This is a genomic window from Mesorhizobium sp. M1403 (genome assembly GCF_040317695.1).
Classification (GTDB): domain Bacteria; phylum Pseudomonadota; class Alphaproteobacteria; order Rhizobiales; family Rhizobiaceae; genus Mesorhizobium.
On sequence record NZ_JAMYKY010000010.1, the window covers coordinates 104,566 to 118,519 of the forward strand.

A 13,954-nucleotide genomic window follows, 5' to 3' on the forward strand; every position below is an offset into this window, starting at 1 on the left:
TAGATATAGCTAAAGGTTCCTCGCGGGCCTCGCTGTCGAAAGAGCCCGCCGCACCATTCGGCACGGCGGGTGACTCAGAGGTTAACCCGGTGGTGGGCAGCAGACAGCGTTACGTCCAAGGCTCAGCCGATGCTTCTGGACCAGTCATCTACCTGGCGCTCCGCCTCTTCCTTGGCGATCCCATATCGCTCCTGGATACGTCCCAAGAGCTGGTCTCGGTTACCCTCGATCCGATCAAGATCATCGTCGGTGAGGTCACCCCACTGTTCTTTCGCCTTGCCTTTGAACTGCTTCCATTTTCCCTTGATTTGATCCCAGTTCATATGTTCCTCCTTGCTTCCTGCGTGTTGTGGGCCCGCACTAAAGCGGAGCGCGGACCGATCGAGCATTTCGATGTCGGTGACGAATGAAGATTAGCGGCCGCTAAAAGTTCCGGAGCCGGCGCAAAAAAGCCCGCCGTGCCCGTGCCGGACTGCGAGCTGATGTTGATGATGTCCAGAGCTTGGTGCTCTCTCGCAGCGCCATCCTATCCCGTTGAAGGCGCTGAGCTTCTCGCTGGGTGGCCTTGGCTGGCAAGCCTCGAAAGGCTGCCCAGCAGCATTGTTCTGTCCTTGCCGATCATCAGCACGCCGCTGTCGGGCGCCAACAGTGCCGAGAACGGCAGCATCGCGGCGCCGATAGGCGAGGCCTCGGGGCCGAATTGTCCCGATACGATTTCCGGCGCCACGATGCCGATGGCGCTGATCGTGTTGAACTGGGTCTGCACCTTTGCCAGCAGCTCGAGATGGATCGGCCGCGGCAGGATGCTGTCGAGGACGATCGCCTCGATGTCGATGACCGAGGTGATGGCGATGATCGCCTCGACCAGCGCATTGGCACAATCGTCGATCCATTCGGACAGCGGCTCGCGCGCCCCCGGCGGCAAGGGATCCAGTTCGCGCACACGATTGATCTCGATGCCGCGCGATTTGAGATGATTGACCAGCACATAGATCGAGGCGCGATGCAGCAGACTTTGGTAACGCGCCGGCTTGGCCGCGACCGAATCGAGGCTTGAAGGCGAAACCGGCAAAGGACCGAGCGCGGCGCTGTTGCCGTGCGGACCGGTATGGACCTTGCCGCCTTGCACCAATCCGCCGCCGACAAAGGTGTCGATCGAAATATGCATGAAGTCGCGGAACCGCGCGCCGGTCCCCTGGATGAGTTCGGCGAGTGCGGCCGATGACGCGTCGTTTTCCACGAAGACCGGGGTCTTCGGTTTTGTGGCGAAGAATGTCGTCAGATCGATTGCTTCCCAGCGGCTACCGAGGTCATCGGGAAAGCCGAGTTCCTCGCTCCAGCCGCCGAGGAAATATGGCGAAGCGATGCCGACACCGACGATGCTGGCATCGCCAAGCCCCTCGACCAGCTTGTCGAAATTGGCCAGCGACATGTTGCCGGCCTTGAGCACCAGATCGGGGTCCGGAAAGCGATATTCGTGCGACTCGCGGGAGCGGACCTCGCCGGCGAAGTCGACGAGCACGGCTTCCAGCGCGCGCCGGCCGATCTTGATGCCGGCGCTGTAGATGCGCTCCGGTGTAAGCCGGTAGAGGGTGGACGGCGATCCGCGTTGCCCGAACCTTTTTCCCACTTGCTTTACGAATCCGGACGACTCCAGCCCGTCGACAATGGTGGCGACCGCGGCCGGCGTCAGATTTGCGGCGCGCGCCAGATCGGACTTGGATGCCTCTTTCAGGCGGCGGATGGCATCGAGCACGAAGCGCTCGTTATAATGCCGAACCTTGACCGAATTGCTGCCTTTTCCGGACAAAACCGGCGCCTCCCCATTTCATTGCCGCGGAGCTACTCTAACCGCCTGCAGCTTTGAGGCTGCCGCGGGGTCGAGCACTTCAACTGCACCCATGCGCGACGCGACAGTGCCCTTCGGGGTCATGGAAGTCAATTTTCCAGTTGCGGCATCCGGCCATTTAATATAGCAAATTGAAAAAACAGGACCAGGGAGGAAGGGTGCTGCACTTGGGCGCATTAGGCGAAGCCGATGCCATGGTGAAGAGTGACGTGGCTGTCCCCGTTGCCCTGGTTCAGGCGACAAAGGCCTTCGGCGGCACGATTGCCCTCAAGGACGCGTCCTTCGAATTGCGCCCAGGCGAGGTGCTGGCTCTGCTTGGCGAAAACGGCGCCGGCAAGAGCACCTGCGTGAAGCTGCTGGCCGGCGTGTATCTCCCGACCGGCGGCCATGTCGAAGTCGATGGCGAGCCTGTGGTCTTCCATTCGCCGCACGACGCCCAGGCTGCCGGCATCTCGGTCATGCACCAGCACCCCGGTCTTTTCCCGGATCTTTCGGTGGCGGAAAACATCTATCTCGGCCATATGCCGCGCGACCGCTTCGGCGGCATCGACAACGCCGCCATGCTTGCCGGTGCGCGTAAGGTCCTGGCGACAGTCGGCCTCGACGTGCCGGCCGAAACCCGGCTCGGGATGTTGCGCACCTCTGAACAGCAACTGGTCGAGATCGCCCGCGCCCTGTCGCTCGACGCGCGGGTGCTGATCATGGACGAGCCGACGGCCGCCCTGTCGCAGCGCGAGGTCGAGCGGCTGTTCACCGTCGTTGCCGACCTGCGGCTGCATGGCGTGGCGATGATGTTCGTCGGCCACCGCATGGACGAGATCTTCCGCATCGCCGACCGCATCGCGGTGTTGCGCGACGGGCGCCTCATTGGCGTCAAGCCGAAGGCCGAGCTTGGCCGCGCCGCCGCCATCGGCATGATGGTCGGCCGCGAGGTGACCGACCTCTATCCGCAACGAAACCACGCAACCGGTGCGCTGGTGCTGGAGACGAGGGGGCTTTCGCACGCCGGCGGCTTTTCCAACATCGACCTCAAGCTCCACGCCGGAGAGGTGCTCGGGCTCGGCGGCCTGGTCGGCAGCGGACGGACCGAGATCGCGCGCGTGCTGTTCGGCATCGACCAGCCCGATGCCGGCGAAATCCTGATCGACGGCGAGGCTGTGCGCTTCGCATCGGCACGCGACGCCATGGATGCGCGTGTCGCGTATGTCTCGGAAGACCGCATGGGCCAGAGCCTGGTGATGGATTTTTCCATCCTCGACAACGCGGTGCTGCCCGTCCTCGACAAGGCAGCCCGCTCCGGCTTCTACGGCACGGACCGCGCGATCGATCTGGTTTCGGACTGGCTGAAGCGGATGAAGCTTCGCTTTTCCGGCTACGCGCAGCCGGTGAAGGAACTATCCGGCGGCAACCAGCAGAAGGTGGTGCTGGCCAAATGGCTGCGCACCGAACCGCGTGTCCTCATCCTCGACGAGCCGACGCAAGGCATCGATGTCGGCACCAAGGCGGAAGTGCATGCGATGATCGCCGACCTTGCCGCGCAAGGCATGGCCATCATCCTGATCTCCTCCGAAATGCCCGAGCTCATCGGCATGTGCGACCGCATCATCGTTCTGCGCGAAGGCCATCGGACGGCCGAATTCAGCAGGGGCGAAGCTACTCAGGAAAAGGTGCTGGAAGCAGCGACCAAGGCCGGCGAAAGCGCCGATGCGGCGGCACAGGCCGCCGGCGAGGAGAAGAGAAAAGGACCGCTCGACATACTGAAACGGCGGGAGTTCGGTCTGCTCGCCGCGATGCTGGCGGTCGCCATCCCGGTCACCATCATCAACCCGCGCATGGTGAGCGCGGCAAACTTGACCGCAGTGTCGATGGATGCCGCCCTGCTCGTGGTTGCAGCGCTCGCTCAGATGCTGGTGCTGATCACCCGCAACATCGACCTTTCGATCGCCGCGGTGATCGGCTTGTCGGCTTACATGGCGGCGAGCATGGTCCAGGCCTATCCAGGGCTCGACATCGGCATCGGCCTGATGACCGCATGCGCGGTCGGTGGTGTCGCTGGCCTGATCAACGGCCTTGTCGTTACCAGGGGAAAGATCCCGGCGATCGTCGTCACGCTGGCCTCGATGTCGATCTTCCGCGGCTTCAACTCGATCTGGGCAGCCGGCGACCAGATCAGCGCCGACGAAGTCACGCAAGCCTGGCTCGACATGACCGGCCTGAAGATCGCCGGCGTGCCGCTGATCGTCATTATCGCGATCGTCATCCTGTGCCTGGGTTATGTGCTGCTCTATCGCACCGCCATCGGGCGCGAACTGTTTGCCGCCGGCTCCAATCCCGACGGCGCACGTCTTATCGGCATCCCCGTCGACCGGCGGATTCTGCTGGCCTTTGGCATGGCCGGCCTGCTCGGCGGCCTGTGCGGTGCGCTGTGGGCATCCCGCTATGCGACCATCGATGCCCGCGTCGCGCTCGGTTTCGAACTCACCGTGATCGCGTCGGCGGTGGTCGGCGGCGTCGCCATCCGCGGTGGTTCGGGCACGCTGCTCGGCATCATCCTCGGCGCGCTCACGCTGCTCGTCATCAAGAACGGGCTGACGCTGGTGCGCGTCGACCCGCTGTGGCTGCAGGGCGTCTACGGCCTGGTGATCCTGGTCGCCATCGGCATCGACACCTTCATCGTGCGGCGTGCCGAGCAGGCAAGACAGGCGAGGGCGCGGTGAGAAAGTTCCTCCGTTCGATCGACTTCTGGGATCTGCTGCTGGCGACCTCCTGCGTGGCCATCTTCCTCTACGCGGCGATCTTCGTGCCGAATTTCGTCTCCGGCTTCAATCTCTCGCAACTGGCCGCCAGCGCCTCGGAAAAGGCGCTGCTGATCCTGCCGATGACGCTGCTCATCATCACCCGCGAAATCGACCTGTCGATCGCCTCGGTGCTGGCGCTGACGTCCGTCGTCTTTGGCTTGCTGGTACAGGCCGGCGTGCCAACGCTTGCCGCAATCCCGCTGACGCTCGTCGCCGGCGGCCTGCTCGGCGCTTTCAACGGCTACCTGGTCTCGGGCCTTGGACTGCAGTCGCTGGTGGTGACGCTCGGCACGATGGCGCTCTATCGAGGTATTGGTTACATCCTGCTCGGCACCGGCTCGGTCAACATCCTGCCGCCCGCGGTCGTGGATTTCGGCATCAACAATCTGCCGGGCACCGAGATACCGTGGACCATCGTCCCCTTCCTGGCGCTGGCGCCGGTGTTTGCGGTCGTGCTGCAGAAGACGCCGACCGGCAAGCGCATCTACGCGCTCGGCGGCAGCCCCGAGGTGGCGCGCTATTCCGGCATAAACACGCGCCGGATGGTGCTGAACCTGTTCGTCGTCTCGGGCGTCGTCGCGGCGATAGCCGGCATCGTCTATACCGCGCGCCTTTCCAATGCCCGCGCCAACAATGCGCTCGGCATGGAGCTCGACGTCATCACCATCGTGCTGCTCGGCGGCGTCAGCGTCTTTGGCGGCAAGGGCCGCCTGACCGGCGTCATGCTGGCGTTGGTCCTGATCGCCATCATCCGTAACGTGCTGGCGCTGAACCAGATCGGCGGCGACGCGCAGGGCATGATCATTGGCCTGCTTCTGATCGGCTCGCTGCTGGTCGGCAATTACTGGCGCTCCACACAGGAGCTGCTCAGCAGATCCCGCGCAATGCGCGAGACAAAGGGGTGATCTCGGGCCCCTTCCTTTAAGCCCGAATTTTGACGGAGGAGTCACAATGAAAGCGTTTAGATTAGCCCTGCTCGCATCCGCGGTTCTGCTCGCGCCAACCTCGCTGGCCTTCAGCCAGGAATGCGCCAAGGAACCCGTAACGGTCGGTTTCCTGCCCAAGCTCGACACAGACCCCTACTTCAAAGTGGCTTTTGGAGGCGCACAAGAGGCAGCCAAGGAAATTGGCGGCACCGCTACCCAGGTCGCCCCATCGCAGGCGACCGCCGAGGCGCAAATCGAATTCATCAACAGCCTCGTGTCGCAGAAGGTCGGGGTCATCGCAATTGCCGGCAACGACGCCAATGCCGTCGCGCCGGCGCTGAAGCGCGCCGTTCAGCAGGGCGTCAGGGTGATTTCGTATGACTCCGATGTGGCCGCCGATGCCCGCGCGGCATTTGTCAATCAGGTCGAGGGCGACAGTCTCGCCGAGATGATGCTGGAAAGTGCATTCGCCCTCAGCGGCGGTGAAGGCGAATTCGCGATCCTGTCGTCGACGCCGACGGCGACCAACCAGAACGCCTGGATCGACTTCATGAAGGCGAAGATGGCTGCCGAGCCGAAGTTCTCCAAAATGAAGCTGGTGCAGGTGGCCTATGGCGAAGAAAGCGAACAAATCAACCAGCAGCAGGCGCTGGCGCTGGTCCAGGCGTTTCCCGATCTCAAGGTGATCATCGTCCCGGCAGGCATCGGCCTTCCGGCGGCCGCGCGTGCGCTCGAGGAGGCGGGCATGATCGGCAAGGTCAAGCTGACCGGCCTCGCGCCGGCTACTCTGATCTCGAAATACATCAAGGACGGGGCGGCCCAGGATATCTGGTGGAACGTCACCGATCTTGGCTATCTTACCTACCAGACGGCCCAGGCGCTTGCGCAGTGCAAGATCACCGGAAAGGAGGGTGAGAAGTTCACGGCAGGCAGGCTCGGCGAATACACGATTGGCGCCGGCGGCGAACTGATCCTTGGTCCAGCCAAGATCGTGACCCCCGAAAATCTGGCCGAGTTCAAGTTCTGATCCTTTGGAGTTCGAACTCCGCGGGGGGGCCGGTCCAACCGGCGCCCTTCCTAAACCTCTCGAATGAAAACAGTGCGGGGGCGGCAATGAAGATATTGCTTGCGGGCGAAACCTTTGCGGCGACGACGTCGGTCGCCGTCGGTAGCGATGTGCTTACAAGTGCGACCTCGACAAATGGCGCGACGGCCTTCAATGCCGCGCTGGCCACTGAGGGCATCGCCGTCACGCAGATCGGCGGTGAGCGTTGCAGCGCGGAGTTTCCCTATGACCTCGATGGGCTCGCCCAATATCAGGCGGTGGTGATCTCCGACGTCGGCGCCCTGACATTGCTGGTGACGCCGGATGCCCGCGCCGGGCGTGTCGGCGTCAACCGCCTCGATCTGCTCAAGGCCTATGTCGAAGGTGGCGGCGGGCTGATGGTAGCCGGCGGCTATATGGGCTTTCAGGGCATGTTCGGGACGGCGCGGTTCCACGACACCCCGGTCGAGGACGTTCTGCCGGTCCGTTGCCTACCCTACTGCGACGGCATGGAGGTGCCGCAAGGCCTGCAGGCCTCCATCCTGCAGCCGTCACATCCGATTTTTTCCGGGGTGGAGGGGCCTTTGCCGCCGATCCTCGGCATGAACAAGCTGGAATTCAGGCGCGACGGTTCATCCCGGCTTCTGGCGACCTGCCACCACCGCGGCACCGACTGGCCGCTCCTTGCCGTCGGCAGCCACGGCCGCGGCCGCACGATTGCCTGGGCAACCGATATCGGCCCGCATTGGCTCTCGCAGGATTTTCTCGCATGGCCGTTCTACGGAAAACTGACGGCGAACATGGTCCGTTGGCTCGCCGGCAATGAATGAGAAAGCCGGACACCAGGTTTGACCACTGCAGTCCGCCTGCCGCTGCCTCCGATGCCGCGCGAGGCGCCGGTGACCAGCACCACCTTGCCGGCCAGGTCGAATTTCGGCGTGAACTCATTTGTCATGCAATTCCACCTTGTTCTTCAAATCGGACCGGCTGCCGTGTCGAACCGAATAGGCTCGCGTGAATTCGGCGCCCAGCAGAAATATCTCGGCCGAATAATAGACCCACAACAGCACGACGAGCAGGGCGCCGGCCGCGCCGTACGACGATGCGAAAGCGCTGGTTCCGATATACCAGCCAATCAGCGACTTGCCGATGGTGAACAGAAACCCGGTGACGACGGCGCCAAGGCCGACATCGCGCCATTGCAGACTGCGGTCGGGCAGCACCTTGTAGATCGCGGCAAACAGCAGCGCGATCAGGGCAAACGAGACAATCCCGTTGACCGCGCTCAGGATGATGGTGCCGAACGGCAGATAGGCGTTGATGACGTCTCCGAGCGCCGAAATCGCGGCGCTTACAACCAAGGACACCAGGAGCAGGAAACCGAGAGCGGCGACCAGGCCCAGGCTTGCAATGCGTGCCCGCACCAGCCGTGAGATCGTTGCTGCCCTCGGTTTGACTTTCCAGATTTCGTTCAGCGCCAGCTGCATTTCGCCGAACACGCCGGATGCGGCGACGAACAGCGTGACCAGCCCCAGAATGCTGGCAAGGGTTCCCGCTTCCTTCTGCGAAGCGTTTTCGATCGTCGCCTGCAGCAGCTCGGCACTTTGCGGTCCCATCAGGCCGGCGATCTGTGCCGAAAGGGCGAGTTGTGCCGCCTCGTGCCCGAAGGCCATGCCGGCGATAGCGACGACGATCAGCAGGATCGGCGCAAGCGAGGTCGTGGCATAAAAAGCTATCGCCGCCCCATGGCTCAGCGCATTGTCATCGATGAAGCCGAGGACGCTCTGCTTGAGGAGCCTCCAGCTCTCTGCTGCCAAATTCCACATGTGGGCCTCGCATGCTGTCAACAAACAAGTAGCGGCGGCGCAGCGCTGGGCGAGGGAGGGGCGCGAAGATCGCAACGGAGCGGCACGACAGGCCACGACAAGAACACCTCTTGCCCGAACACTTGCCAAGCGCCGGCCATCATGATGCCATGGCGCTGTGGAAGATTGCACGCTGGGTTGGGGTGGGCGATGTTGTTTCCAGGTGCAACAGGGCGCATAGGCGTGGCGTTTGCCGCGCTGCTTTTGTGCGCGCTGGTTCCTGCTCGGGGCGAGGAGCCGAAGGCGCTAAAAGGCGTCGCGCTCGTCATCGGGCAGTCCGACTATGAGCATGTCGGCAAGCTGCCCAATCCGGAAAACGACGCCCGCGCCATCGAGGAGATGTTCGACAGGCTCGGCTTCGAAACCGATGTCGCCGTCAATCGCGACGCGCGCAAATTGCGGCGCGACCTCGAAGGCTTCGTCGACGATGCCGAGGGTGCCGACGTCGCCATTATCTACTATTCCGGCCACGGCATCGAAGCCGGTGGCGAGAATTTCCTGGTGCCCGTCGATGCCGACATTGCGGCGCTCGAGGATGCCGGCGAGAAGCTGGTCCCGCTGTCGTCGATCGTGGCCGAACTGAAGGCCAAGGTGCCGGTCACCATCGTGCTGCTCGATGCCTGCCGCAACGACCCGTTTCCGCCGGGCACGCTTTTGAAACTCAAGCCGGGTGAAGCGGGCAAGCCGATCGGCGCCGGCGGCCTCGGCGAAACGCGCAGCGTCGTGGCGCTGAACGACAGCGCGCCGGCCAAGGGTTCGGCTGGCGACAGCGGTTCTGCCGACGACAGCCTGGGCCAGGTCATCGGCTTTGCCGCCGAGCCCGGCAAGGTGGCGCTCGACGGTCCCGCCGACGGCAACAGCCCCTACGCGGCAGCCATATTGCGTCACATCGACACGATGGGCGGCGAGGAATTCGGCACCGTGCTGCGCATGGTCGGCGAGGAGGTCTATCTCAAGACCGGCGGCCGGCAGCTGCCATGGGTCAATGAGAGCCTGCGCCGGCTGCTCTATTTCGGCACGCCCGCCGAGGTGCCGAAAGGCGAGGAAGGCGAGATCCTCTCAGAGCGCCGCCGGTTGCTGCTGACGATTTCGACGCTGCCCGACCCGCAACGCCGCCAGATCGAGACGATTGCCCGCGACGGCGGCGTACCGATGGACGCGCTCTACGCCATGCTGAAGACGCTGGGCACCGAGACACCCAGGGATGCGGCCGAGCTCGACAAATTGCTGCGCGGCCAGACCGAGCGGCTGAAACAGGTACTGGCCGAGCAGGCGACACTGAAGAGCCAGGATCCGGAAATCGTCCGGCTTTCAAAACTGGCCGAACAAGCGGTGCAGGAAGGCGCGCTCGAAGCAGCGCAGAAAATCCATGAGCAGGCCAAGGCCCGCGTTGGCGAACTGTCGAAAACCGTCGACCAGGCCGAGGCCGATCTCAAGGCGCGTCGTTTCGAGTTTGCCGAGGTTTTCGGCGACAGCGCCAAAACCTACGAAATCTCCTTCAGCTATCAGGCGGCAGCCCAGGACTATGCCAAGGCCTATGAGCAGGTCGAGAAATGGGACGACCATGAAGCCTGGTTCTACAAGGCAGCCGAGGCCCAGGCGCTCTCCGCGCATGGTTCTTTCTCGGGCGACAACGCCTTTCTGGTGCAGGCGGTCGCTGCCTATGAAAAGGCGCTGACCTATGTGTCGCGCGAAAACAGCCCGCGGCAATGGGCGGCCATGCAAAACAATCTCGCCACCACACTGTCGACGCTGGGCGAGCGCGAGGCCGGCCGCGAAGACCTCGACAAAGCGGCAGCCGCCTTCGATCAGGCGCTGAGCGTCTACACGCGCGACGCCAATCCGGACGACTGGGCCTCGACGCTAGGCAATCTCGGCACCGTCTATTGGCGGCTCGGCCAGCGCGAGAACGGCACGACGTTGCTCGACAATGCCGTTGCTTCGTTCCGCGCGGCGCTCGAGGTGCAAGTGTCGAAAAAGCTGCCGCTCGAATGGGCGGCGACTGAGAATAATCTCGGCATCGTGCTCTCCGAACTGGGTGAGCGCCAAGCCACCAGCGACAGCTTTCGCGCCGCCATCGAAGCGCATCGCGCCGCGCTGACCGAATACCGCAGGGAGCGCGTGCCGCTCGACTGGGCGTTGAGCCAGGTCAATCTCGGCGCGGCCTTGTTCCGCCTCGGCGAGCGTGAACAAGACGTACCGACGCTTGAGCAGGCCGTTGCCGCCTATCAGGCGGCGACGGAGGAAATGACGCGCGAGCGCGCGCCGGCGCAATGGGCGACGATCCAGAACAATTTGAGTTCGGCGCTGGAATCGATCGGCCAGATCAATGGCGACATTGCTACGCTGCAACGCGCTCGGAAGGCGGCAGAGGCCGCACTGACGGTGTGGACGCGCGAGCACGCGCCGGCGAGCTGGGCAAACGGCCAGTTGACGCTTGGCAATGCCTTGCAGCGCCTCGGCGCCAGGCAGGACGGCGATGACGCACTGCTCAAGGCGGTCGCTGCCTATGAGGCCGCACTTTCTGAATATCCGCGCGAAAAGCTGCCGCTCGACTGGGCTTCGTTGAACCAGAATCTGGGCTCGGTCTATGCGACGCTTGGCGATCGGGACACCGGCATCGACTATCTCCGGAAGTCGGCGTCCGCCTATCGCGAGGCCTCGCAGGTCTATACCGTCGCCGCCGCGCCGCTCGAATTCGCCTCAATAGAGCACAGTCTCGGCAACACGCTGTCGACCTGGGGCGACCGTGCTCGCGACAAAGCGGTCCTTGAAGAAGCGGTCGCCGCCTATGATGCAGCGCTCACCGTGCGAACCAAGGAGAGCGCCCCGAAGGACTGGGCGAAGACGCAGTACCGGCTGGGCGCAGCACTTTCCATGCTCGGCAAGGCCGATGGCGGTTCGGACGAGGCGCTCCAGCGCTCGGCGGTGGCCTATCGCGCGGCGCTCGAAGTGCAGAGCCGTGACAGCGACCCCGACGCTTGGGCGGCAACGCAATGGGGTCTCGGCCATGTGCTCCTGGTTCTGGGCGACCGCACGCAGGACGGCGAAGCGTTCAACCAGTCGGCGACGGCGCTTGAAGCGGCGCTGCCCTTCTACGATCTCGCCACGGTGCCGGAAGATCACGCCCAGCTGCAGAACGAACTCGGCAGCGCCTATTACTACCTTGCCGGCAGCGCCAATGACCCGTCGCTCTACCAGAAGGCGGCGGCCGCGCATGAAAAGGTACTGGCCGTCTATGCCACGCTGCCCGACCGCTCGCTCTGGGCTTCGGTCGAAGGCGACCTCGGCAATGCCCGCATGATGCAGGCAAACGCCAGTTCCGACCCGGACGCCATGGCCAAGTCTGTCCAGGCCTATGAGGCGGCACTGACGGTGATAAGCCGCGACAGGGATGCCGACGAATGGCTGCGCAACCAGACCAATCTGGCCAGCGCGCTTTCGACGCTGGGCTACTGGCGCGACGACGTTGCCCTGCTGAAGCGTTCGGCCGGCATCTATCGTTCGATCCAGAGCGTGCGCACGCGCGACCGCGCCCCCGAACGTTGGGCCAGCACGCAGGCAAGCCTGGCCAATGTGCTTGGCATGATCGGCGCGAAAGAGCCTTCGCCGGCTTTGTTCCACGAGGCGGTCGCCGTCTACCGAGCATTGGCAGACCAGGTCGACCGCGACCGCGACCCCGAGCGCTGGGCGAGCCTGCAAAACGAGATCGGCTATCAGCTGACGCTCGCCGGCCGCGCCGGAAACAACGTCGCCAAATTCGAGGAGGCGGTGCCGATCCTGCGCGAGGCCATCGCCGTGCAGAAGAAGATCGGTTCGGTGCCGGGCATCGCTTTCACCGAGGACAGCCTGTGCGACGTGCTTACCGATCTGGGTGCTGCTCGCAAGCAGAAGGCAATGGCCGAGGAAGCGATAGCCGCCTGCCAGCATGCGCTCGTCATCTTTCGGGATGGCAAGATGGACGACCTTGCCGCCGGCTCCGCAAAGAACCTTGCCGAGGCACAAGCCTTGCTGGCCGAATTGCAATAGCGCACAGGAAAAGGTGGCCGCGGCCGGTTTCGATTGGCAAAGGGTTGCCGTTCCCTGCTATTCCCGCTTCAAATCAAAAAAGCAGTGGACGTTTCCAGCATGACCAATGTCGCCTTGACCGGGCTTGCCCGGGATCTTGCCAAGCGCGCGGCGGAAGGCCGCCCGGTGCGCATCGGTGTCATCGGGTCGGGCGAGATGGGCACCGACCTGGTGACGCAAGGCATGCTGATGCCGGGCATTTCGGTTTGCGCGATTTCGACCCGCCGGCCGCATACGGCGCGTGACGCCATCCGCATCGCCTATGGCGACGAGGCAATGGCAGCCGAAGCGGACAGCGCTTCGAAGGTCAGCCAAGCGATCGAGAGCGGCAAGATCGCAATCACCTCGAACGAGATGCTGGTCACCAATCCGCTCATCGATGTTGTCATCGATGCCACCGGCAAGCCCGGCGTCGCCGCCGATTTCGACCTGATGGCGATGCAGCACGGCAAGCATCTGGTGATGATGAATGTCGAGGCCGACGTCACTATTGGCTGCTACCTCAAGCAGCAGGCCGACCGGCTCGGCGTCGTCTATTCGGTCGGTGCCGGCGACGAACCGTCGAGCTGCATGGAGCTGATCGAGTTCGCCTCGGCGCTCGGCTACACCATCGTCTCCGCCGGCAAGGGCAAGAACAACCCTCTCAACCACGACGCCGTTCCCGACGACTACCGCGAGGAAGCGCTGCGCCGCAACATGAATCCGCGCATGCTGGTCGAGTTCGTCGACGGCTCGAAAACCATGGTCGAGATGTGCGCCATTGCCAACGCCACTGGGCTGGTGCCCGACGTTCCCGGCATGCACGGCCCCAAGGTCGACCGCGACGAGCTGGTCAAGGTGCTGATCCCGCGCGAGCAGGGCGGCATCCTGTCGAAGAAGGGCGTCGTCGACTACACCGTCGGCAAGGGCGTGGCGCCCGGCGTCTTTGTCATCGTCGAGGCGACGCATCCGCGCATCATCGAGCGCATGGACGATCTGCATATTGGCCACGGCCCCTATTACAGCTTCTTCAGGCCCTACCATCTGACCTCGCTGGAAGTGCCGCTGACGGCCGCCCGTATCGCGCTTTACGGCAGGCCCGACATGGTGCCGCTGCCGAGGCCGGTGGCCGAGGTCTGCGCCGTCGCCAAGCGCGATCTGGCGGCAGGCGAGACGTTCGACGCGATCGGCGAGACCTGCTACCGCTCCTGGACCATGACGGTCGAGGAGGCTCGCGCCCACCACGCCGTGCCCGTCGGTCTGCTCGAAGGCGGCAAGGTGCTGAAACCGGTGAGGAAAGGCGAATTGCTCACCGCCGACAATGCCGCGCCCGACCCGACGACCAGGCTATTCGCCTTGCGCCGGCTGCAGGACGAAATGCTGTATGGGGCGGGGTAGGTGCGGTGCAGAAACTTTGACGTCGG

Annotated in this window: 9 protein-coding genes; 6 read left to right on the forward strand and 3 right to left on the reverse strand. The window is 63.9% G+C overall.

Going from position 1 to position 13,954, the window contains the following annotated elements; genetic code table 11:
- Positions 1–122 precede the first annotated feature (122 nt).
- Both NKH01_RS18135 and NKH01_RS18140 read right to left on the reverse strand, forming a co-directional pair.
- The gene (locus tag NKH01_RS18135; protein ID WP_352962436.1) at positions 123–323 is read right to left on the reverse strand and encodes a CsbD family protein; all 201 of its coding nucleotides are present in this window, start codon (positions 321–323) and stop codon (positions 123–125) included.
- 203 nt (positions 324–526) lie between these two features.
- On the reverse strand, positions 527–1,810 hold the full coding sequence (locus NKH01_RS18140; protein WP_353007139.1) for an ROK family transcriptional regulator: 1,284 nt from the start codon (positions 1,808–1,810) through the stop codon (positions 527–529).
- Between the two features lie 197 nt (positions 1,811–2,007).
- Here NKH01_RS18140 and NKH01_RS18145 point away from each other — a divergent pair, with 197 nt between their 5' ends.
- The 4 genes from NKH01_RS18145 (at position 2,008) to NKH01_RS18160 (ending at position 7,448) form a co-directional block, all read left to right on the forward strand.
- Positions 2,008–4,566: an ATP-binding cassette domain-containing protein gene (locus NKH01_RS18145; RefSeq protein ID WP_353021478.1), complete on the forward strand. Its 2,559-nt coding sequence runs from the start codon at positions 2,008–2,010 to the stop codon at positions 4,564–4,566.
- On the forward strand, positions 4,563–5,552 hold the full coding sequence (locus NKH01_RS18150) for an ABC transporter permease (RefSeq protein ID WP_023719426.1): 990 nt from the start codon (positions 4,563–4,565) through the stop codon (positions 5,550–5,552). Before NKH01_RS18145 ends, NKH01_RS18150 begins: the two co-directional genes overlap by 4 nt.
- Positions 5,553–5,598: 46 nt before the next feature.
- Positions 5,599–6,600, forward strand: a complete 1,002-nt coding sequence (locus tag NKH01_RS18155; protein WP_353021480.1) for a rhamnose ABC transporter substrate-binding protein — start codon at positions 5,599–5,601, stop codon at positions 6,598–6,600.
- 86 nt (positions 6,601–6,686) lie between these two features.
- Positions 6,687–7,448, forward strand: coding sequence for a glutamine amidotransferase (locus NKH01_RS18160; RefSeq protein WP_353021483.1), 762 nt, complete (start codon positions 6,687–6,689; stop codon positions 7,446–7,448).
- A 114-nt stretch (positions 7,449–7,562) separates the two neighbouring features.
- On the opposite strand, the gene NKH01_RS18165 is transcribed toward NKH01_RS18160, so the two are convergent.
- The gene (locus NKH01_RS18165) at positions 7,563–8,444 is read right to left on the reverse strand and encodes a YihY/virulence factor BrkB family protein (RefSeq protein WP_023719423.1); all 882 of its coding nucleotides are present in this window, start codon (positions 8,442–8,444) and stop codon (positions 7,563–7,565) included.
- Between the two features lie 222 nt (positions 8,445–8,666).
- Between NKH01_RS18165 and NKH01_RS18170 the strand changes: the two genes are divergently transcribed.
- Positions 8,667–12,512: a caspase family protein gene (locus tag NKH01_RS18170; protein WP_353021485.1), complete on the forward strand. Its 3,846-nt coding sequence runs from the start codon at positions 8,667–8,669 to the stop codon at positions 12,510–12,512.
- A gap of 99 nt (positions 12,513–12,611) precedes the next feature.
- Positions 12,612–13,928 (forward strand): NAD(P)H-dependent oxidoreductase, encoded by a 1,317-nt coding sequence (locus tag NKH01_RS18175; protein WP_352885312.1) that lies wholly within the window; start codon positions 12,612–12,614, stop codon positions 13,926–13,928.
- Positions 13,929–13,954 lie beyond the last annotated feature (26 nt).